The organism is Bradyrhizobium betae (genome assembly GCF_050632175.1).
Lineage (GTDB): Bacteria > Pseudomonadota > Alphaproteobacteria > Rhizobiales > Xanthobacteraceae > Bradyrhizobium > Bradyrhizobium betae_B.
The window spans coordinates 5411249-5432397 of the sequence record NZ_CP192576.1; the positions used below are offsets into that span (position 1 = coordinate 5411249).

At 65.6% G+C, this 21149-nt stretch carries 16 protein-coding genes; 15 read left to right on the forward strand and 1 reads right to left on the reverse strand.

The genetic code is table 11. The annotated features are described in order from the left end of the window. Positions 1–71: 71 nt before the first annotated feature. From ACQ86E_RS25845 to ACQ86E_RS25875, 7 genes are all read left to right on the forward strand, one after another. Positions 72–1619, forward strand: coding sequence for a PLP-dependent aminotransferase family protein (locus ACQ86E_RS25845; protein WP_431202390.1), 1548 nt, complete (start codon positions 72–74; stop codon positions 1617–1619). Positions 1620–2044: 425 nt separating this feature from the next. Further along, positions 2045–4054 (forward strand): hydantoinase/oxoprolinase family protein, encoded by a 2010-nt coding sequence (locus ACQ86E_RS25850; RefSeq protein ID WP_431202391.1) that lies wholly within the window; start codon positions 2045–2047, stop codon positions 4052–4054. Beyond that, positions 4051–5631: a hydantoinase B/oxoprolinase family protein gene (locus tag ACQ86E_RS25855; protein WP_431202392.1), complete on the forward strand. Its 1581-nt coding sequence runs from the start codon at positions 4051–4053 to the stop codon at positions 5629–5631. Before ACQ86E_RS25850 ends, ACQ86E_RS25855 begins: the two co-directional genes overlap by 4 nt. A gap of 11 nt (positions 5632–5642) precedes the next feature. Continuing rightward, entirely contained in the window at positions 5643–6938 is a 1296-nt protein-coding gene (locus ACQ86E_RS25860) for an aspartate aminotransferase family protein (protein WP_431202393.1), read from the forward strand. Further along, positions 6935–8617: a long-chain-fatty-acid--CoA ligase gene (locus ACQ86E_RS25865; protein WP_431202394.1), complete on the forward strand. Its 1683-nt coding sequence runs from the start codon at positions 6935–6937 to the stop codon at positions 8615–8617. Before ACQ86E_RS25860 ends, ACQ86E_RS25865 begins: the two co-directional genes overlap by 4 nt. A 105-nt stretch (positions 8618–8722) precedes the next feature. Then, positions 8723–9655 carry an N-carbamoyl-D-amino-acid hydrolase gene (locus ACQ86E_RS25870; RefSeq protein ID WP_431202395.1) on the forward strand — a complete coding sequence of 311 codons (933 nt, stop codon included), beginning with the start codon at positions 8723–8725 and terminating at the stop codon, positions 9653–9655. Then, positions 9652–10320, forward strand: a complete 669-nt coding sequence (locus tag ACQ86E_RS25875) for a flavin reductase family protein (RefSeq protein ID WP_431202396.1) — start codon at positions 9652–9654, stop codon at positions 10318–10320. Before ACQ86E_RS25870 ends, ACQ86E_RS25875 begins: the two co-directional genes overlap by 4 nt. Here the strand turns inward: ACQ86E_RS25875 and ACQ86E_RS25880 are convergent. Beyond that, on the reverse strand, positions 10317–10979 hold the full coding sequence (locus tag ACQ86E_RS25880; protein ID WP_431202397.1) for an aspartate/glutamate racemase family protein: 663 nt from the start codon (positions 10977–10979) through the stop codon (positions 10317–10319). The genes ACQ86E_RS25875 and ACQ86E_RS25880 overlap by 4 nt on opposite strands. 56 nt (positions 10980–11035) lie before the next feature. Between ACQ86E_RS25880 and hydA the strand changes: the two genes are divergently transcribed. From hydA to nikE, 8 genes are all read left to right on the forward strand, one after another. Then, positions 11036–12505 (forward strand): dihydropyrimidinase, encoded by a 1470-nt coding sequence (hydA, locus tag ACQ86E_RS25885; protein WP_431202398.1) that lies wholly within the window; start codon positions 11036–11038, stop codon positions 12503–12505. 16 nt (positions 12506–12521) lie between these two features. Continuing rightward, a complete protein-coding gene (locus tag ACQ86E_RS25890) occupies positions 12522–13496 on the forward strand; it encodes an NAD-dependent epimerase/dehydratase family protein (protein WP_431202399.1) in 975 nt (324 codons plus the stop codon). Position 13497: 1 nt separating this feature from the next. Continuing rightward, positions 13498–14247: an SDR family oxidoreductase gene (locus tag ACQ86E_RS25895; protein ID WP_431202400.1), complete on the forward strand. Its 750-nt coding sequence runs from the start codon at positions 13498–13500 to the stop codon at positions 14245–14247. Next, positions 14244–15680: an NAD(P)-binding domain-containing protein gene (locus ACQ86E_RS25900; RefSeq protein WP_431202401.1), complete on the forward strand. Its 1437-nt coding sequence runs from the start codon at positions 14244–14246 to the stop codon at positions 15678–15680. Before ACQ86E_RS25895 ends, ACQ86E_RS25900 begins: the two co-directional genes overlap by 4 nt. Before the next feature lie 120 nt (positions 15681–15800). Continuing rightward, positions 15801–17420, forward strand: coding sequence for an ABC transporter substrate-binding protein (locus tag ACQ86E_RS25905; RefSeq protein WP_431202402.1), 1620 nt, complete (start codon positions 15801–15803; stop codon positions 17418–17420). A 45-nt stretch (positions 17421–17465) separates the two neighbouring features. Then, a complete protein-coding gene (locus ACQ86E_RS25910; protein WP_431202403.1) occupies positions 17466–18500 on the forward strand; it encodes an ABC transporter permease in 1035 nt (344 codons plus the stop codon). Continuing rightward, positions 18497–19345 carry an ABC transporter permease gene (locus ACQ86E_RS25915; protein WP_431202404.1) on the forward strand — a complete coding sequence of 283 codons (849 nt, stop codon included), beginning with the start codon at positions 18497–18499 and terminating at the stop codon, positions 19343–19345. The genes ACQ86E_RS25910 and ACQ86E_RS25915 overlap by 4 nt, the downstream gene beginning before the upstream one ends. Further along, entirely contained in the window at positions 19342–21012 is a 1671-nt protein-coding gene (gene nikE, locus ACQ86E_RS25920) for a nickel ABC transporter ATP-binding protein NikE (RefSeq protein ID WP_431202405.1), read from the forward strand. Before ACQ86E_RS25915 ends, nikE begins: the two co-directional genes overlap by 4 nt. Positions 21013–21149: the final 137 nt, after the last annotated feature.

The window sequence follows — 21149 nt, forward strand, 5'->3', positions numbered from 1 at the left end:
TCCGGGACTGTGTTCCCGCATTCCGCTCCGCTCCATGCGGGCTACGATGTCTTGCCCGGCGGTGAACGATCATGGACAACAGCCGTCACCCGAGCAAGCGCGTGTCCCTTGCCGGCATCCATATTGACCGGACGTCGACCGTGCCGCTGCATCTGCAGATCGCGGCCCACATCCGCGACGGCATCCTGCGCGGCGTCTTTCCGGCTGGCACGCAATTCCTGGGATCGCGCGAGATCGCGCGGGAATTGGGCTGTTCACGCACGGTGGTCCTGACCGCTTGGGATCTGCTCTACGCCGAGGGCTATCTTGAATCGACGCCGCGCGGCAGCGTCATGGTGGCTGCCGTCGCAGCCCCGCATGCGCAGCCGCCGTCCACCGCGTCGCCTGCGACCCAGCCCGCCCGGATGTCGGAGCGCTGGCGAGCGCTGCTTGGTTTGGACTACGAGACCAACTGGCCGTCCGCGTTCGCGCCCGGCGCGCCTGATATCTCGACCTTCCCGTTCAAGGACTGGTCGCGCCTGCTGCGCCAGGCCTGGCAGAATCCGAAGGAGCAGGAGTGCCTCGATCTTCCGCCCGAAGGCCATCCGCGCCTGCGAGCGGAGATCGCGAACTTCCTCGGCTCGGTGCGCGGGCTGGTCTGCTCGCCGGAAGAAGTCGTCGTCACTTCAGGTACATCGGGCGCGCTGGATTTCTGCAGCCGGATGATCCTCGATCCCGGCGACGAGGTCTGGGTCGAGGAGCCCGGCTTCATCGAGGCGCGCTGGGCGCTCACGGCGGCGGGTGCAAAGCTGGTGCCGATTCCGGTCGATGACAAAGGCCTCGTCGTCTCCGAGGGAATCCGCCGCGCACCGCGCGCGAAACTGATCGTCGTCACGCCGTCGCACCAATATCCGCTCGGCGTCAGCATGGGGCTGGAGCGGCGGCTCGAACTGCTTGACTGGGCCAACAAGAACGATGTCTGGGTCATCGAGGACGATTACAATTCGGAGTTCAGGCATCAGGACAGCATGATTGCGTCGCTGCGCTCGCTCGATCGCGAGGGGCGGGTGATCTATTTCGGCACCTTCTCGAAGATCATGATGCCGAACCTGCGGCTCGGCTACCTCGTCGCCAACAGGCATTTCATCGAAGGGTTTTCCAGGGGCCGGGCGCGGATTGACGTCCACACCTCCGGCATCGGCCAGCTCGCACTCGCCGAGTTCATGCGGGAAGGACATTTGTTGCGGCATCTGCGCGGGATGAGGCGCGTCTATGCCAGCCGGCGAAAGGCGCTGATCGATGCGATCGCAGCGCTGATGCCGGACGATCTGACCGTGTCCTCCGCCGTCACCGGACTGCATCTGGTGGCGCTGTTCACCGAGGCGATGCAGGCGCGGATGAGCGACCGCGAAGCGGCAGCAAGCCTGAAGCAGGCGGGTATCCACGTGCAGCCATTGTCACAGAATTTTCTGGAGCAGCCGACGCGGCAGGGATTGGTGTTCGGCTACGGGCGGCTGCATGTCGAGGATGCCGCGCCGCTGCTCGCGAGAATCGCGGCCTGCATCGGCAGCGGCCCCCGCAATGCGCCGCCCAGCCCGGCAAGATCCTCGCGTACCGTTCGTACAATAAAGAGAAGCTGAGCCGCCCGCTATGCATAGCTCATAGGCACCCGAATATCCGGCGGTGCGGGTCGATCGCCTGCAAATTAGACAGGCGATGGAGGAGCCTGAATTGCAGTGCAGCGGAGGTTGCGACTTGTGCCCGGGAATCCATGGTGCGTCGCACTATTCCTGCGAACGAGCGGTTCGCGCTCACGTGCTTCCTGCGCAGGCACGGCTGCACCAAAACGTGCAGCGGGTGCCGCGGCGCGCGGCGGCGCCGGTCCGCTGGTCTAGTGATTTGCCGCAACTCTGGCACTGTTCCGAGCCAGCTCCTCTGTCGCACGCTCGCCGGCGATGGCATGACAGGGGATGATGATGAGCGCTCTCGGTTTGGCATTGGACGTGATGACGGACGGCAAGAACCCGGCGTCCGGTTCGGACGTCATCGGCAGCTGACCCCGCACATGAATGATTTCGACAGTCACTGGGAAGTCGGCACCGATATCGGCGGGACCTTCACCGATATCATCGCGATTCGGCGCGATTCCAGCGAAGCGCGGATCGCGAAAGTCCCGTCGCGCCCCGACGCGCCGGTTCAGGCGATGCTCGAGGCGATCGAGGCGGTGGGCCTGCGCAAGAGCGAGGTGAAGCGTTTCGTCCACGGCACCACGCGCGTGACCAATGCCATCGTCGAGAACCGGCTGCCGAAGGTGGCGCTGGTTGCGACCGAAGGCTTTGCCGATGTGCTGGAGATCGCGCGCTATCGTCGCCGCGATCTCTACCGTCTCGATGTCCCGCCGAAGTCGCCGCCGCTGGTGCCGCCCGAGCGATGTTTTGGACTCGCCGAGCGCCTCGACCACGAAGGCCGCGTGCTGAAGGCGCTGGAGGAGGCGGAGATCGAGCGACTGGTGGCGTGGTTAAAAGAGACCGGCGTGCAGAGCGTCGCCGTCGCTCTGCTGCACGCCTATGCCAATCCCGTCCACGAAAAGATGCTCGGCGAACGGCTCAAGGATGTCGTTGCCCATGTCTCGCTGTCGCATGAGGTGAATCCGGAGGCACGCGAATACGAGCGGACCTCGGCCACCGTGTTCAACGCAGCCGCCATGCCGATCGCGGTGGAATATCTCAGCGAGCTGGAGCAGCGGCTGCCGATCGGTCCCGGTCTGCAAGTGTTTCATTCGGCGGGCGCCATGATCCCGATCTCGGCCGTGAAGCGGCGGCCATTGGTGATGGCGATGTCGGGCCCGGCCGCCGGCGTCTCGGCGTCCGTCAGCATCGCGCGCCAGCTCGGCACGTCGCGGATGCTGACCTTCGACATGGGCGGCACCACGACCGATGTCTGCCTGATCGTCGACGGCCAGGCCGAGATGGCCGACGGCCGCATGCTCGGCGACAAGCCGCTGCGCCAGCCGATGCTTGCGGTTCATTCGATCGGGGCAGGCGGCGGATCGATCGTGCGCAATGGGCCCGGCGGCCTGACGGTCGGCCCGGAGAGCGCCGGTTCCGAGCCGGGGCCGGCCTGCTACGGCCGCGGCGGCACCGAACCCACGATCACCGACGCCAATGCGGTGCTCGGCTATCTCAATCCCGACACGAAACTCGGCGACCGCATCGGCATCGACATTGAGGCGGCCAGGCGCGTCATCGCGCCGATCGCGCGCGCACTTGGCCTCAGCCTCACCGAAACGGCGCTCGGCATCATCAAGGTCGCGAACGCGACGATGGCCCGCGCGCTCCGCCGCGTCACGGTCGAGCGGGGCATCGACGGACGCGATTGCGCGCTGCTCGCCTTCGGCGGCGGCGGTCCGATGCATGCGGCGGGTCTTGCCGATCTCTACGGGATCGCCGAGGTCGTCGTGCCCAGTGCATCGAGTGCGTTTTCGGCGCTGGGCTGTCTCACCGCTGATTTCAGCTTCCTGCAGCAGCAGACCTTGCGCGCCGCCCTCGACGGCATCGATCTCGCCCGCGCCTCGGAACGGATCGGGACGCTGATCGACGATGCCTCGGCGCCGCTGATCGCCAACGGCGTTGAGCAGGCGGAGATCCAGGTCGAGCTGGTCGCCTTGATGCGCTACGCGGCGCAGAACGACGCCATTCCGGTGTCATTCACGCTGCCGCTCGATGTTGCCAGGCTGAAGACGGATTTCCTGACACGGCATCATGAGCTGTTCGGCTACGCGACGGGCGAGCCCTGCGTCATCGAATCCGTGCGGGTGCAAGCGCGCCGCCCATCGACGACGACCGTGAGCCGTCCGGCGACGGCCGTGCGCGCCGTGTCCACCGGCAAGCGAATTTGCTCGTTCGACGGCCTGCACGAGATCGAAACCGCGATCATCGACCGCGCCGCGCTGACCGACATCGTCAGCGGCCCCGCGATCATCGAGGACGCGTGGTCGACCGTGGTGGTGCCGCCCGGCTGGCAGGCAAAACCCGATACAGCAGGCAATCTGTTCCTGACGCGGAGGGCGGCATGAAGCTCGATCCGTTTGTCGTCGAGGTCATCAGGCACGGGCTGTCCGCCGCGGCTGAGGAAATGAGCCTGGTGATGACACGCTCGGCACGCTCGCCGCTGTTGCGTGAGGCCGGCGATCTGTCGTCGGCGATCACCGACGGCCATGGCGGCCTGGTCGGGCAGGGCCGCGATATTCCGATCCACCTCGGCGCGATGGCCTACACGATCCCTGAGTTGCTGAAGGTGATGCCGCGGGACGGCCTGAACGACGGCGACGTGGTGATCTACAATGTCGGCGCGCTCGGCGGCAATCACCTCAATGACGTCAAGGTCGTGCGGCCCGTCTTCGTCGACGGCGATATCGTGGCCTTCGCCGTTAGTCTCGCGCACTGGCCCGACATCGGCGGCACCTGGCCCGGCAGCTATTTTGCCAAGGCCATCGACACGTTCCAGGAAGCGATGCGGATTCCGCCGGTGCTGATCGCGACCGCGGCCGGCGTCAATACGCCGATCGTGCAGCTGCTCAAGGCCAACGTTCGGGATCCCGAGTCCTGCGAGGGCGATCTGCTTGCGCAGATCGCGGCGACCAAGGCCGGCGAGAAGCGCATCGTCGAGCTCTGCCGCGAGCATGGCAAGGCGGTGTTCACGGCAACGCAGTCGCGCCTTCACGATCTTTCCGAGATCGAGATGCGCGAGGCGATCCGCGACTTGCCGGATGGCGTCTATGAAGGCGAGGATCATCTCGACGATGGCAGCGCCAACAATGCGCCCGCGCGTATCCATGTGAAAATCACCATCGCGGGAGACGAGGCGACGTTCGACCTCTCCGGGAGCTGCGATCGCGTTTCCAATTTCTGCAACACGACGCCGTTCATGGCGCGCTCGGCGGTCGCCTATGCCGCGCGCATCATGAGCGGTCGCGACATGCACCAGAATGCCGGCGCGCTGCGGCCGCTGACCATCATCACGCGTCCGGGCTCGATCCTGGAACCGGGCTGGAATGCCTCCGTTGCCGCCGGCAACCACGAGACCTCGATGCGCATCGTCGATGCGATCTTCCGTGCCATGCAGCACACGATCCCCGAGCGGCTTTCGGCCGGCGGGGCAACCACGGCGGGCGTTCTGTTCTTTGCCGAGCCGCGTCCAAACGGCTCGTGGAAGATGCTCTACGAGGTCCATGGCGGCGGCGAGGGCGCGCGGCACAATCGCGCCGGCATGTCGGCGACCCGGGTGCATCTGTCCAACACGTCCAACACGCCGGTCGAGGTGATCGAGGCGAGCTACGCGATCCGCCTCGAGCAGCAGGCCATTCGCTGGAACTCGGGTGGCGCGGGCGCTCATCGTGGCGGTGACGGCTCCGTTCGCACCTATCGCATCCTGGCGCCCTCGATGCACCTGACCACCTGCATCGAACGGATGGTAATTGCGCCCTTCGGCATGCAGGGCGGCGAGTCAGGGAAGGCCTGTCGCATCTCGCTGGTCCGGCAGGGCGAGAACGTCGCCATCGACGGCAAATCGAACCTGGTGTTGCAGCAAGACGATCTCGTCACGATCGAGATGTGCGGCGGCGGCGGCTACGGCGCCGCGGCGGCAGAGTGAGGAGACCCGCGATGAGCAAATTGTTGCGAACTGGACTGAACGCGGGCGAGACCGCGCCGATGGCCGTCGTCGGCGGCGAAGGCGTATATTTCCACTTGTCGGACGGCCGCAAGCTGATCGACGGCAGCAACACCGGCGGCGGTCTCGGCCATCGTCATCCCGCGATGGTGGAAGCGATCCGCAATGCAGCGGATACGCCCGTGGTGAACGAGGGCTGGACCTGGGTCGGCCGGGAGCAGGCTGCTGACGATCTGATGAACACCGCCTTCAAGGGCGAGGAAGATTGGGTCGGCGCGGTGCGCTTCTGCATCAGCGGCAGCGAGGCCAACGATATGGCGCTGTCGCTGTGCCAGGCCCTGACGCAGCGCTCGGCGCTGGCGACGCGCGAGCGCGCCTATCACGGCATCACCGGCCTGTCGCGCAGCATGACGGTGCAGCCGCAATGGCACGGCGGCCTCGCGATGCACTCAGGCGGCTCGAAGCTGCCGGCACCGATGGCACCGGTGCGGATCCTGCCGGCGCCCGACGGCGCGATCTATGGCGCGCCGGCCAACAATACTCCGCCGAGCGAATATCTGGCGGATGCCACCGGCCTGCTCTCGGATACCGCGGCAACGATCATCGACTACACGCAGGGCGGCATCTACTACGACGGCATCTATCAGGATGAGGTGGCGCGCCTTGCGCGGCAGGCCGGTTCGTACTGGATCGCCGACGAGGTCGTCACCGGCGCAGGACGAGCGGGCCGCTGGTTCGCATTCCAGGGCGCCCAAAGCCGCCCCGATATCGTGACGCTCGGCAAGTCGCTCGGCGGCGGTGCCGCCGCGGTCGCTGCGGTCGTGGTGTCGAAAGACATCGTCGAGCGGCTCAAGGGCACGAGCTGGCAGAATTACGGCACGCTGCGTGGCCACCCCATCAGCATGGCCGCCGTCAGCGCTTATCTGAAGGTCGTCAGCGAGGAGAAGATCCTAGAGCACGTGAACAGCCTCGAGAAGCTGTTCACCCGCCGCCTGCTCGCGATCGCGCAGAAACATCCGAGCGTGCAGCGCGTGGCCGGGCAGGGACTGCACTGGACAGTGGAGCTGCACGGGCCGGATTGGCGCAACTGGCATGCCGACACCACCGAAGTGCCGATCGCCTCGCGCGTGGCTGCGCGGGCACTCGAGGCTGGCGCCGTCATCGGCACCAGCGGCGAGCAAACCTCGCTGTTCCTGGCGCCGCCGCTGGTGATCTCCGAGCATGAGGCCGAGTGGCTGCTGGATGCGCTCGACCACGGCCTCGATATCGCCGACGAGGAGCACGGGTGAGCGCGGACCACGCAACGCCGCTGCGATCGTCGGCGTGGCCGGCGGATGAACCCTGGCATCTCGCGATGCCGGAGGGGACGCTCTATGACGCGCTGGCGCGCGCTGCGCGCGACCGGCCATCGCACCCGGCGACGATTTTCTATGGCGCAAGCCTGAGCTATGGCGAGCTGCGTGATCGCGTCGATGCCTTGGCCGGATTCCTGCAAAGCGCGTGCGGCGTCGCGCGCGGCGACCGCGTCATGATCGCGGTGCAGAACTCGCCGCAATATGTCATCGCCTATTATGCGGTGATGCGGGCGGACGCCGTGATCGTGCCGGTCAATCCCATGAACAAGACGGGCGAAATCGCGTATCTCGCCGAGGACAGCGGCGCCAGGGTCTCGATAACAGGCAGCGAACTAAACGATGTCTTTGCGCCGCTGGTGGGCGGGGCCATCGCGCATGCCATCGTCGCGCAGTATCGCGACGAGGTGCCCAGCGCGACGCCCTATACGCTGCCGTCATGTGTCACTGAAGCGCCGTCAGAGGTGCCGTCCTCGCCGGGCTGGCACGCCTGGTCGTCCGCGATCGCGCAAGGCCTGCAGCCCGGTGCGATGGCCGCCGGTCCGGACGATCTGATGATCCTTCCCTACACGTCGGGAACGACGGGCAGGCCCAAGGCCTGCATGCATACGCACCGCAGCGCGCTGTTCACCGCGGTCCTGCAGGCGCGCTGGTATGGAATGGGCGCCGATGACGTGATGACCGGATTCATGCCTCTGTTCCATGTCGCGGGCATGCAGGGCTCGATGAATGCGGCGATGGTGGCGGGCGCGACGCTGCTGCTGATGGCGCGCTGGGACAAGGATCTGCTGCCGGACCTGTTCGAGACCTATGGCGTGACGTTCTGGAATGCGGCGCCGACCATGATCGTGGACGTGCTCGCCAGCGCGCGGTTTCGTGACCGATGCTTTGCCAAGCTGAAAGTGCTGACCGGCGGCGGCGCGGCGATGCCGACCGCGGTGGCTGAGCGGTTGAAGAGCCGGTTCGGCCTCGATTTCGTCGAGGGGTACGGCATGACCGAGACGATGTCGCCGACACACCTCAATCCGATGGCCGCGCCGAAGCGCCAGTGTCTCGGCATTGCGGTGCACGAGACCGATGCGAGGATCATCGATCCTGAAAGCCTGATCGAGCTCGACGACAATGTCGTCGGCGAGATCGTGGTGCACGGGCCGCAGGTATTGCAGGGCTATTGGAACAGGCCGCAGGCCAATGCGGAATCCTTCATCGAGCTTCAGGGCAAGCGGTTCCTGCGCACGGGCGATCTCGGCTATCGCGATGCCGACGGCTATTTCTTCGCGGTGGATCGCCTCAAGCGGATGATCAATGTCAGCGGCTTCAAGGTGTGGCCAGCCGAAGTGGAGGCGGCGATGTACCAGAACCGCGCCATCCGGGAATGCTGCATCATCTCGGCGCCTGACAACTACCGCGGCGAGACGGTCAAGGCGCTGGTCGTGCTGGACGAGGCGGCGCGCGCCACCACATCGCCGGACGATGTCGTGAGCTGGGCGCGCGGCGCGATGGCGAGCTACAAGGCGCCGCGCGCGGTTGTCTTCGTGGACGAGCTGCCGCGGACCGCGAGCAACAAGATCAACTGGCGGCTTTTGCAGGATGCCGAATGGGGGCGAACGGCATGAAAACTGCTTGGCTGGAAACTCGGCGCCAGACCGCGTTATGCTGCGCGCGCCGATACCCCTTGAAGCTGTAACCTTCAGCCTCGTCAAGAAATCAGGAACTTGCTGATGCGTATCGTCAACGTCGCCGCCGCCCAGATGGGCCCGATCCAGAAAGCCGACAGCCGCGAGGCCGTGGTCAGGCGCATGATTGCGCTGATGGACGAGGCCAAGGCAAAGGGCGCCGACCTGATCGTCTACCCAGAGCTGGCGCTGACGACGTTCTTTCCGCGCTGGTATTCGGAGGACCGGGCGGAAGCCGATATCTGGTTCGAGCGCGAGATGCCGAACGCGGCGACCAAGCCGCTGTTCGAACGTGCGGCGCAGCACAGAATCGCGATGAACTTCGGCTACGCGGAGCTGACGCCTGACGGGCACCACTTCAACACCGCAATCCTGACCGACAAGTCCGGCAAGATCGTCGGCAAATATCGCAAGGTTCATCTGCCCGGCCATGTCGAGTACGACACCAGGCGTTCGCACCAGCATCTGGAGAAGCGCTATTTCGAGCCGGGCGATCTCGGCTTCCAGGTCTGGCGCGAGCTCGGCGGCATCATCGGCATGGCGATCTGCAACGACCGCCGCTGGCCCGAGACCTATCGCGTCATGGGTTTGCAGGGCGTCGAGATGGTGCTGATCGGCTACAACACGCCATCCGTGAACGCGGAGAAGAGCGAGGAGGGCGTCGAGAAGCGGCTGTTCCACAACCGCCTCTCGGTGCAGGCCGGCGCCTATCAGAACGCGACCTGGGTGGTGGCGGTGGCCAAGGCCGGCAATGAGGATGGCCATCCGCTGTTCGGCGGCAGCCTGATCGTGGACCCCAACGGCGAGATCGTCGCCGAGGCCAGGACGGAAGAGGATGAGCTTCTGGTGCATCCCTGCGACCTCGACGCCACGACGTTCGGCAAGACCACGATCTTCAACTTCGCACAACATCGCCGCGTCGAGCACTACGGCCTGATCACCAGCCAGACCGGCGCGGTGCCGCCGCCGGAGAAATGACGCCGATGGCAGGCAACGGCATATCGCTCCGTGAACTCGATCCGCGCGATCGCTACAAGCTGCTCTGCGGCGTAGTGGTGCCGCGGCCGATTGCGCTGGTGACGACGCTCGACGAGAACGGCGCAGTCAATGCGGCGCCCTTCAGCTTCTTCAACGTGTTCTCCGAGAGCCCCGCGCTGATCGTGCTGGGGCTTCAGCACAAGCCGGATCACAGCCCGAAGGACACGACGCGCAACATCCATCGTGACGGCGAGTTCGTCGTGCACATGGTGGACGAGGCGCTGTCCAGGGCGATGAACGACTGTGCGGTCGACTTCCCGTCCGGGGACAGCGAGGTCGCAGCGACCGGGCTTGCGACGCTTCCCTCCATCGATGTGAAGGTGCCGCGCCTGGCCGTAGCGCCGTTCGCGCTCGAATGCCGCCGTCATGTCGTGCTGAATTTCTCGCCCGATCGCGAACTGCTCGTTGGCGAGGTGCTCCGGGTTCACGCCCGTGAGGGTCTGGTCGACGAAGCCAACATGTATGTCGACCTCGATGCCTACCGGCCGATTGGCCGCATGTTCGGCAATCTCTATACGACGCAGCGGGATACGTTTGCGCTGGCGCGCGAGAGCCATGCGCAATGGCTCGCGCGGCAGGACGCCAAAGAGCTGAAGGACGCCTAGTGAGCCGAGAACTGAACCGTACCCAGTGCCATGGTGACGGCCGCCTGTGTCGGGTCGATCACGGCAATGCCGAGCGCGTCTTCCAGCGGCCGGCGGTGGCGCGCCATGCCGGCGCAGCCCATCACGACGGCGCGGGCGCCGTCCTCGTCACGCAAGGCGCGGCCAATCTCGATCATTTTCGCCAGCGTACCTTCACCCGAGGCGGTTTCCGCAACGCTCATGTTGAGCGGCCGCTCGCCGGCGAGGCGGTCGGTCAGTCCCATCTGCCTGAGGTAGCGCATGTGGCGCGGGATCGAGCGCTGGGCGATCGCGATGACGCCAAAAGTTTCGGCGCGGGCCAGCGCCGTCAGCACGCCGCACTCGGCGATGCCGAACACCGGCCGGCTCGTACCTTCGCGGCAGACCTGCAGTCCGGGATCGCTGTAGCAGGCGATGACGAACGCGGCCGAGCTGTTGTCGCCCTCGACCAGCTTCCGGAGCGGCATGGCGACGCCGTCGACATCGGCCTGGCTTTCGATGCCGAACGGACCCTCGGCGAGCGACTGACAGACGACTTCAGGTCCGCCGTCGAAGCCGAGCGGCTTCAGGGCCTCCTCCAGTCCTTGCGTGACTGCGGGGTTGGAGTTCGGATTGATGACGAGAATGCGCGGCCGGGCCATGGTGGTCTTCCCTCGAGATGGCGATCACTTGCCTCAGGCATATCACGGAGTGCCTCATGACTGAACCCGTTTACGACCTGATCATTCGCGGCGGTCGCGTCGCCACCACCACCGATGTGTTCGAGGCCGATGTCGCCATCTCCGGTGAGACCATCGCGGCCATCGGGAAGGGCCTTCCGGCAGCCAAGCGCGAGATCGATGCACGCGGCAAGCTGGTCCTGCCTGGCGGCGTCGACAGCCACGCCCATATCGAGCAACTGTCCGCGGCCGGCATCATGAATGCCGACACGTTCGAGAGCGCGACCGTGTCTGCCGCTTTCGGCGGCACCACCACGGTGATCCCGTTCGCCGCCCAGCATGTCGGCATGAAGCTGCCGCAGGTCGTGGAGGACTATCACGCGCTGGCGAAGAAGGGCGCGGTGATCGACTACGCCTTTCACATGATCATCGCGGATGCGACCAGGGAGACCGTCGAGGAGCACATTCCGGCGCTGGTGAAGCAGGGCCATGCGTCGATCAAGATCTTCATGACCTACGACCGGCTCAAGGTCGACGACGAGCCGCTGCTCGACATCCTGCTTGCCGCGCGCCAGTCCGGCGCGATGTTGTGCGCCCATGCCGAAAATCACGGCATCATTGCCTGGATGGTGAAGCGGTTGCTCGCGCGCGGCTACACCATGCCGAAATACCACGCCGTCAGCCACGCGCGCGTCTCGGAGGCCGAAGCCTTTACGCGGCTGATCGGCATGGCGGCGCTCATCGACCAGCCCATCATGATCTTCCACGTTTCGACCGCCGAAGGCGCCAAGGTGATCCGCGATTCGCGCGGGCAGGGCCTGAAGGTGTTCGCCGAGACCTGTCCGCAATATCTGTTCCTCACGGCCAATGATCTCGACAAGCCGGGCGCCGAGGGCGCCAAATGGATGTGCAGCCCGCCGCCGCGCACGCATGCGGATCAGGAGGCGCTGTGGCAGGCGCTGTCGCTCGGTGATCTCCAGACCATCTCGTCGGATCACGCGCCGTATCGCTATGACGAGACCGGCAAGCTGCGTGCAGGTCCCAATCCCAACTTCAAGCAGGTTGCCAACGGCCTGCCGGGCCTGGAACTGCGGCTGCCGTTGCTGTTTGACGCAATGGTGTCGAAGGGCCGGTTGGGCCTGGAGAAGTTCGTCGAGCTGACCTCGACTGCGCCGGCCAAGATCTACAATCTGCATCCGCGCAAGGGCTCGATCGCGGTCGGCGCCGACGCCGATATCGCGATCTGGGATCCCAACCGCGAGGTCACGATCGCCGACGAGATGATGCACGATCTCACCGGCTACACACCGTTCGCGGGCCGCACGCTGAAGGGCTGGCCGTTGCAGGTGCTGTCGCGCGGCCGGGTGATCATCGACGGCGACAAGTGCCATGCGAGCGCCGGCAGCGGAAAATTCCTGGCGCGCAGCGGCGGCGAGGCGGCCAAGCCGACCGGCCGGCTCGTGGCCGACATGGATCCGGAACGGAATTTTGGAGCAAAGCTGCTGTGACGGTGGATTGCGCGCGATGAAGATCATCATCTTCGGCGGCACCGGCTTTGTCGGCCTCAATGTTGCGGAGGCGCTGCTCGCGCGCGGCCATGACGTCACGCTGTATGACCGCGCTGAATTGCCGCTGTCGGCTCGGCGATCTCTTGCGGATGACGGCGCACGGCTCAAGGCCGTGCAGGGCGATATCACCGACACAGACACGATCGACGCTCTCATTGCCGGTGGTTGCGACGCGATCGTGCTCGGGGCGGCGATCACCGCCGGCGAGGAACTCGAGCGGGCCTCCACCGCGCGCGTTCTCGAAGTCAACGTGATGGCGCAGATCCCGATCCTGCTCTCCGCGATCCGCCATGGCGTTCGCCGCGTCGTCAATCTGTCGTCGGCGTCGGCCTATGGCGCAGCGGGGGCGCGAGTCAACATTCTGGATGAGGAGACGCCCTGCGATCCCATCTCGTTCTATGCGATCAGCAAGTTCGCCTCTGAGCGCTCGGTCGCCCGCCACGCGGAGCTGTTCGGCGGTGACTTTCTGAGTGTGCGACTGACTGCGGTGTTCGGACCATGGGAGCGGCCCGGTTCGGTGCGCGACACCCCGAGCCTGCAATATCAGATCCTGTCGGCGTTCGCGCGCGGCGAGCCGGCGATCATGCCGGAGCCGGGTCTGCGAGACTGGACCTATGCGCCGGACGCAGCCGAAGCTGTCGCGATCCTGGTGGAAGCCGAACGGCCCCGCCACCGGCTCTACAACATTTCGAACGGCGAGGCGTGGTCCGCATTGCAATGGGGCCAGGCGTTCGCGGCGTTGCATCCCGGTCTGGAGTGCCGGCTGGCGTCACCCGGCGAGAAGACAGCCATCAAGCTGCACGGGCCGGCGCGCGCGCCGCTTGCAGTGAACCGGATGGCGGACGAGTTCGGCTGGCGTGCCCGATTCGATTGCGCGGAGTCTGCCGCAGCCATGAGCGCGTGGTGGACGCAGCACAGGGAGTGGGTTTGAGATGCGGCTACAAGGGCGCACGGCCATCATCACCGGCGCGGGCTCGGGTATCGGCCGCGCCAGCGCGAAGCTGTTTACGGAGGAGGGCGCGCGTCTTGCCCTTGTCGATCGCGATGCCGCGGGCCTCGAGGAAACGCTGAGCGTGGTGGGTGAGGCAACGACGCATGTTGGTGACGTCGGCGATGCCGGTTTCGCCGAGACCGTGGTCGGCGATGTCGTCGCGCGGCACGGCCGCCTCGATATCCTGATGACCGCGGCAGGCTTCTCCGTCGGCGGCACGGTGCTGACGACGAGCTTGGACGACTGGGACGCTGTGTTCCGCGCCAATGTCGGCGGCACCTGGTTGTGGGCGCGCGCCGCGGTGCCGCAGATGCAGCGGCAGAAGGGCGGCTCGATCATCACCCTGGCCTCGCAGCTCGCGATCGCCGGCGGCAAGGGCAACAGCGCCTATATCGCAGCCAAGGGCGCGATCGTCAGTCTGACGCGGACGATGGCGGTGGATTTCGCCACCGACGGTATTCGTGTCAACGCGATCGCGCCCGGTGCGATCGACACCCCGATGCTGCGCCGCAGCTTTGCCCGCCACGCCAATTCGGAGGAGGTGCGCGAAGCCTCCCGCACCCGCCACGCCATGAAGCGGTTCGGCGAGGCCGAGGAGATCGCGCAGACCGCGCTGCATCTCGCCAGCGATGCCTCCTCGTTCACGACGGGTACCGTGATGGTGGTCGATGGAGGCTGGCTCGCGGCATGAGTGATGCGCTGAGACAGCTCGAAGCTGACGTTCACGCCGATCTCGCCATGATCGCGCATCCCCACGCCGCATGGCTCGAACCGAAGATCGGGCCGGACGGCAAGCCTGCGCTGGACGTGCTGATCATCGGAGCAGGCCAGTCCGGCATCGCGATCGGTTTTGGCCTGATGCGCTCCCGTGTCAGCAACATCCTGCTGCTCGACAAGGCCGAGGAGGGCAAGGAGGGGCCGTGGCTCACCTATGCCCGCATGCCGACGCTGCGCAGCCCGAAGGACTACACGGGACCTGACCTCGATATTCCGAGCCTGACTTACCAGTCCTGGCACGAAGCGCGCTTCGGCAAGGAGAGCTGGCAGACGCTGAACCTGATCCTGCGAGAGCATTGGGCCGAATATCTGCTCTGGCTGCGGCGCACGATCGGCTTGCCGGTGCGCAATGCTTGCGAGCTGCTGGAGATTGCGCCTGCGGCGGACGGCCTGCTTGCCGCGCGCGTGAAACGCGCTGATAGCATCGAGACGCTCTATGCCCGCAAGATCGTGCTGGCGACCGGGCAGGAGGGTATGGGCGACTGGATGATCCCCGAGCCGCTGCGCGATCTGCCGGCGGGTTCGGTCGCGACCGTCGCCGACGATATCGACTTCGAAGGCCTTCGCGGCAAGCGCGTAGCGGTGATCGGCGCCGGCGCCTCCGCCTTCGATAATGCGGCAACGGCATTGGAAGCAGGCGCCGCCGAGGTGCATCTGCTGTGCCGCCGCGCGCAGATCCAGGTGATCCAGCCCTATCGCTGGCTGACCTTTCGCGGCTTCCTGCGCCATCTCAGCGATCTCGACGATGCCTGGCGCTGGCGCTTCATGCGCACCATCCTCGAAATGCGCGAAGGCTTCCCGCAGCCGACTTACGATCGCTGCGCCCGTCATGCCAATTTTACATTGCACGAGGGCGCGCCGCTCGAGGCCGCGCGCCAGACCGCCGGTGGTGTCGAATTGCAGACTCCGCGCGGCACGATACAGGCGGATTTCGTCATCAGCGGCACCGGCATCGACATGAACTATGCCGGCCGCGGCGAGCTCGCCAAATGTGCCGGCAACATCGCGAGCTGGGCCGATCGCTACCAGCCGCCGGAGAACGAGCGCAACGCGCGGCTCGGCCGCTTCCCGTATCTTGCCGACGACTACGCCTTCACCGAGCGCGTGCCGGGACAGACGCCGTGGATCTCGGACATCCATCTCTTCGCCATCGCCTCCACCATGAGCTTTGGTGCGTCGGGATCGTCGATCAACGCGATGACGACCGCGGTGCCGAAACTGGTGAATGGCCTGACGCGCGGCCTGTTTCGCGCAGATGTGGAACGGCACTGGGCCTCGCTCAGCGCTTACGACGTGCCGCAGGCCGTGGTTACGCGGCCGGCGCGAAAAATGGAGGAAACGCGATGATGATCCATTCGCCGCCGTGGCGAAGTGTCCGCGGCAGTCTCCCATGAGACTGGCGCGCAACTTGCTTCTTTCTTGACCAGCCTTGCCGGCCTTCCTGTTCTAGAATTCAAGGGAAATCGAATGCGTTTTGTGTCTTTCAGGTCCGCGACCTCAGTCCTCGCCACCACTGCGCTGTTGCTCGTCGCGACCGCGCCTTCGCAAGCGCAAACCAGGGCGGAGACGTTGCGCTACGTCACCGGATCTTCGGTCAATGCGCTCGATCCCAACATCCCGGGCTCGACCCGCGAATCTTTCGCGCTCAGCATGAGCACCTATGACCGGCTGGTGGCGTTCGGCCGCAAGCAACTCAACGGCAAATGGGTGTTCGATCTCGACAAGATCACCGGCGAGCTCGCCGAATCCTACGACGTCAGCCCCGATGGTCTGAAGATCACTTTCCGGCTGCGCAAGGACGCCAAGTTCCAGGACGGATCGCCGGTCACGGCCGAGGACGTCAAATGGTCGCTCGATCGCTGCGTCACCGCGCCGATCCTCGGCAAGGCACAGCTCCTGACGGGTTCGCTGACCTCGGCGGACCAGTTCAAGGTCATTGATCCCCTCACGATCGAGGTGACGCTTCCCAAACCCGACAAGCTTGCGCTGCCAAATCTCGCCACCGTCTATCCCATGATCATCAACTCGAAGCTCGCCAAGCAGCACGCCACCGCGGATGATCCCTGGGCGATGGCATGGTTGAAAGAGCACACCGCCGGCAGCGGCGCCTATGTGGTCGAGACGTTCAAGCCCGGCGAGCAGGTCATCCTCAAGCGCGACGAGAACTGGAATCGCGGCACTGCCAACAAGCCGGCCTTCTTCAAGCGCGTGATCATACAGTCGGTGCCGGAGCCGGCGACTCGGGCCAATCTTGTCGAGCGCGGCGATGCCGACCTCGTCGTGGATCTCCAGGCCAGCGACGTGCAGTCGCTCGAGGCCAAGGGCAAACTCAAGGTGGTCTCGACCCCGCAATACAACGCGATCACTTACGTCTCGATGAACAACCAGATGCCGCCCTTCGACAACGTCAATGTCCGCCGCGCCATCGCCTACGCGCTGCCCTATGACGACATGTTCAAGGCTGCTCTGTTCGGCCGCGGCGCGCCCCTGTTCGGCGCGAGCTGGCCGGACGGCAAGCCGCTGAACGGCACCTATCCGTTCCAGCAGCCGGTGAAGCTCGATCTCGACAAGGCCAGGGAATATCTCAAGGCCGCCGGACTTCCAGAGGGCTTCTCGACCACGTTCAGCTTCAACGTCGGCCAGGCCGCGACCGCGGAGCCGATGGCGGCGCTGGTCAAGGAGTCGCTTGGCAAGATCGGGATCAAGGTCGACATCCAGAAGCTGCCGGACGCGCAGATGTCGACGCAGATCAACGAGAAGAAGCTTCCCTTCTACACCGAGGGCATCGTAGCCTGGTTGCCTTCGACCGATTACTTCTACCGCAACTTCTACACCGGCAATCAGCGCTGGAACTACTCTTCGATCAACAACCCGGACCTTGCCGCGATCGCGCAGGAAGCCCGCTTCGAGCCGGACAAGGCCAAATATGAGGAAGCCGGCCGCAAGCTCAATGCGATGCACTTCGACCTGATGCCGCAGATCATGCTTTGGCAGCCGAACCAGGATGCGGTGATGGCTTCGTCGATCGAAGGCTACACCTACGAGTTCCACCGCCAGGTCGACTATCGCGACGTCAGCCGCAAGTGATCGCGGAAAACAAGTGATCGCGGACAACGAGAGAGGCTGCGAAAGGTGAAGACCGGTCTTGGTGCGACATTGCTACGGGCGGGCAGGCGGCTGCTGTCGTCGCTGCCGGCGCTGTTCGGTGTGCTGGTCTTCACCTTCCTGCTGATGCGCGTCCTGCCCGGCGACCCCGCGGTGTTCTTCGCCTCGGGGCCCAATGCGGGCAAGGAGGAGATCGAACAGATCCGCAAGCAGATGGGGCTCAACAAATCGGTGCCGGAGCAGCTCGTGTTCTATCTCTCCGACATCGGCCACGGCAATCTCGGCCGCTCCATGATGACGGGGCAGCCGGTGCTGAAGGATCTGCGCGAGCGGCTGCCGGCTTCGCTGGAGCTGACCTTCACCGCGCTCTTGATTGCGCTGATCGCGGCGGTGCCGCTCGGCGTGGTCGCGGCGCTGCGTCCGGGGTCGTTCGTCGATCACAGCGTGCGGCTGTTCTGCGCGCTCGGCGTCTGCGTGCCGACCTTCGTGTCGGGCCTGCTGCTGATTTATGTCTTCTACTACCTTCTCGGGCTGGCGCCTGATCCCACCGGGCGGATCGACGTCTTCACTTCGCTGCCGCCGCAGCGCACCGGCTTCCTCTCGATCGACTTCCTGCTCGCCGGCGACGTCGAAGGCTGGTGGGCGGCCTGCAGGCAGTTGATCCTGCCGGCGGTGAGCATGGCGCTGTTCGTGATCGCGCCGCTGGCGCGGATCACGCGGGCCTCGATGCTGGTCTCGCTCGGCAGCGATTTCGTGCGCACCGCGCGCTCGGTCGGGTTGTCCTGGCACAAGGTGGTCGTCACTTACGCCTTGAGGAATGCAATCCTGCCCGTCATCACCATCGCCGGCATCGTGTTCTCGACTATGCTGGGGGCCAACGTTCTGGTGGAGAAGGTGTTCTCCTGGCCTGGCGTTGCCTCCTATGCGCTCGATGCGCTGCTGTCCTCCGACTATGCGCCGGTGCAAGGCTTCGTGTTGCTGATGGCCAGCCTGTTCGTGCTGGTCAATCTGGTCGTCGATGTCTGTTACGGCATCGCCGATCCCAGGGTGTCGATCGAATGACCAGTGCAACCCTCCGCCATTCCGTCTGGATCCTGCGCGGCAACCCGCTCACCGCGGTCGCCGCGGCTGGCGTCGCAATGTTCGTCCTGGTTGCGATCTTCGGGCCGTGGATCGTGCCCTATGATCCCATTGTCTCCAACGTCTCGGAGGCCTTGCTGCCGCCGAGTGCGGCGCACCTCGCCGGCACCGACCAGCTCGGCCGTGACGTGTTCAGCCGGCTCGTCATCGCGGCGCGACTTGATCTTGCCATCGCGGTCTCCGCCGTCGGCATTTCCTTCGTGATCGGCGCCGTCGTCGGCGCGTTCTGCGGCTATGCCGGCGGCAAGCTCGATCGCGGCGTCGGCCGCTTCGTGGACGTCATGATGGCGTTTCCGCTGTTCGTGCTGGCGATGGCAATGGTCGCGGCGCTGGGCAACCGGATCGAGAACATCGTGATCGCGACCGCGATCATCAACCTGCCGTTCTACATCCGCTTTGCGCGTGCCGAGGTGAACGTCCGCCGCAATGTCGGCTGGGTCGAGGCTGCGCGCGCCTGCGGCGAGAGCCATTTCTCCGTGGTGCTGCGCTTCCTGCTGCCGAACATCCTGCCGGCGATGGCGGTGCAGATCTCGCTCAACCTCGGCTGGGCCATTCTCAACGCCGCGGGCCTGTCGTTCATCGGCCTCGGCGTCAAGCCGCCGACGCCGGAATGGGGCATCATGGTTGCGGAAGGTGCGCGCTTCATCTCGACGGGGCGGTGGTGGCTGGTCGCCTTTCCGGGTCTTGCGCTGATGATGGCCGTGCTGTGCTTCAATCTGCTCGGGGACGGGATGCGGGACATTCTCGATCCCCGGATGCGCACATGAGCGAACCACTGCTGGGAATTGACGACCTCCACGTCTCGTTCTCGACGCGGCGTGGCATGGTGGAGGCCGTGCGCGGCGTGACGCTTACGGTCGCAAAAGGCGAGATGCTCGGTCTCGTCGGCGAGAGCGGCTCGGGCAAGTCGGTCACCGGCTTTGCGACGACGCGGCTGCTCGACCCGGCCGGGCGCGTCACCGGCGGCAAGATCATGTTCCGCGGACAGGACGTGACGAAGCTCAGGGGAGACGACCTCCGTCAGCTCCAGGGCGCCGCGATGTCGATGATCTTCCAGAACCCGCGGGCGGCGCTCAATCCGATCCGGGCGATCGGCCTGCAGATCGCGGACGCGATCCTCACGCACAAGAAGATATCGAAGGACGCCGCGCGCGCCGAGGCGCTGGAGCTGTTGCGCGCCGTCCAGATCCGCGACCCCGAGACGCGGATGAATGCCTATCCGCACGAGCTCTCCGGCGGCATGTGCCAGCGCGTGATGATCGCGATTGCGATCTCCTGCAATCCCTCGCTGTTGATCGCCGACGAGCCGACCACCGGGCTCGACGTCACCACGCAGAAGGTGGTGATGGATCTTCTGGCGGACATTGCCGCCGCGCGCGGCATGGCGACGATCCTGATCACGCACGATCTCGGCCTTGCGGCGCGCTATTGCCGCCGCATCGCCGTGATGGAACGCGGCCGCATTGTCGAGGAGGCAAGTCCCAAGGCGCTCTTCAGCGCGCCGCAGCATGCCTACACCAAGCGGCTGGTCGCGGCATCGCCGACCGCAAATTCGCGGATCGAAGACCTCGTGACGGAGGAGGAGCGGGAAGGCTACGCGGCAGTGCTCGGCAAGCCGAGGCAGGAGCCTGCGTACGGGACGCCGCCGCTCCTCGAGGTGCGCAAACTTGCGAAACGTTTCGACGAGGGCTCCGCGGCGGTCGCGGATTTCTCGATGAAGATGGCCGGCGGCGAGAGCATCGGGCTGGTCGGTGAATCCGGCTCCGGCAAGAGCACGACGTCGCGCATGATCTGCCGGCTGATCGATCCCAGCGAAGGCGACATCGTGTTCGACGGGCAGTCGATCGGACATATCGCGTCGCGCGACTTTCATCGTTCGCCTCTGCGCAAAGACATCCAGATGGTCTTCCAGGACCCGAACGAGAGCCTCAATCCGCGCTTTACGGCGTTCGACTGCATCGCCCATCCGCTGCTGCGGCTGGGGGGCATGCGTGCGGGCGACGCGCTGCGCAAGCGCGTGGAAGAATGCGCCGAGCGGGTCGGATTGCCGCTGGATCTTCTGCCGCGCTTCCCGCATCAGCTCTCCGGCGGCCAGAAGGCGCGCGTCGGCATTGCCCGCGCCATCGCCTGCCGGCCGCGGCTGCTGGTGCTGGACGAGCCCACTGCCGCGCTCGACGTCTCGGTGCAGGCGGTGGTGCTGCAACTGCTCGACCGCCTCAGGCGCGAGAACGACATCGCGCTGCTGTTCGTCAGCCATGATCTCAATGTGGTGCGCATGCTGTGCGATCGCACCATCGTGCTGCGCAACGGCGGCATCGTCGAGCAGGGCGACAGCCGGGCGCTGTTCGACAATCCCAAGACCGACTACACGCGCAAGCTGGTCGAGGCGATCCCCCATATCGACACCGGGCCGGCGCTGGCGGTTGCGCTTTGAAGCCTGAACCGGTCGAAATGCCGAGGAGATCCGGCCGGCGAAGGCCTGGTTAGTGGCATACCATTTGCACGCTAATGGGCTCTGGTTTCACCTGCTCTTGGCCAAGCACGGCCGGCATCACGGCACTATCGGGAGGA

Coding starts and splice junctions, on each gene's coding strand:
- ACQ86E_RS25845 (WP_431202390.1), top strand. CDS start 72: ATGGACAACAGCCGTCACCCGAGCAAGCGCGTGTCCCTTGCCGGCATC.
- ACQ86E_RS25850 (WP_431202391.1), top strand. CDS start 2,045: ATGAATGATTTCGACAGTCACTGGGAAGTCGGCACCGATATCGGCGGG.
- ACQ86E_RS25855 (WP_431202392.1), top strand. CDS start 4,051: ATGAAGCTCGATCCGTTTGTCGTCGAGGTCATCAGGCACGGGCTGTCC.
- ACQ86E_RS25860 (WP_431202393.1), top strand. CDS start 5,643: ATGAGCAAATTGTTGCGAACTGGACTGAACGCGGGCGAGACCGCGCCG.
- ACQ86E_RS25870 (WP_431202395.1), top strand. CDS start 8,723: ATGCGTATCGTCAACGTCGCCGCCGCCCAGATGGGCCCGATCCAGAAA.
- ACQ86E_RS25875 (WP_431202396.1), top strand. CDS start 9,652: ATGACGCCGATGGCAGGCAACGGCATATCGCTCCGTGAACTCGATCCG.
- ACQ86E_RS25880 (WP_431202397.1), bottom strand. CDS start 10,979: ATGGCCCGGCCGCGCATTCTCGTCATCAATCCGAACTCCAACCCCGCA.
- hydA (WP_431202398.1), top strand. CDS start 11,036: ATGACTGAACCCGTTTACGACCTGATCATTCGCGGCGGTCGCGTCGCC.
- ACQ86E_RS25890 (WP_431202399.1), top strand. CDS start 12,522: ATGAAGATCATCATCTTCGGCGGCACCGGCTTTGTCGGCCTCAATGTT.
- ACQ86E_RS25895 (WP_431202400.1), top strand. CDS start 13,498: ATGCGGCTACAAGGGCGCACGGCCATCATCACCGGCGCGGGCTCGGGT.
- ACQ86E_RS25900 (WP_431202401.1), top strand. CDS start 14,244: ATGAGTGATGCGCTGAGACAGCTCGAAGCTGACGTTCACGCCGATCTC.
- ACQ86E_RS25905 (WP_431202402.1), top strand. CDS start 15,801: ATGCGTTTTGTGTCTTTCAGGTCCGCGACCTCAGTCCTCGCCACCACT.
- ACQ86E_RS25915 (WP_431202404.1), top strand. CDS start 18,497: ATGACCAGTGCAACCCTCCGCCATTCCGTCTGGATCCTGCGCGGCAAC.
- nikE (WP_431202405.1), top strand. CDS start 19,342: ATGAGCGAACCACTGCTGGGAATTGACGACCTCCACGTCTCGTTCTCG.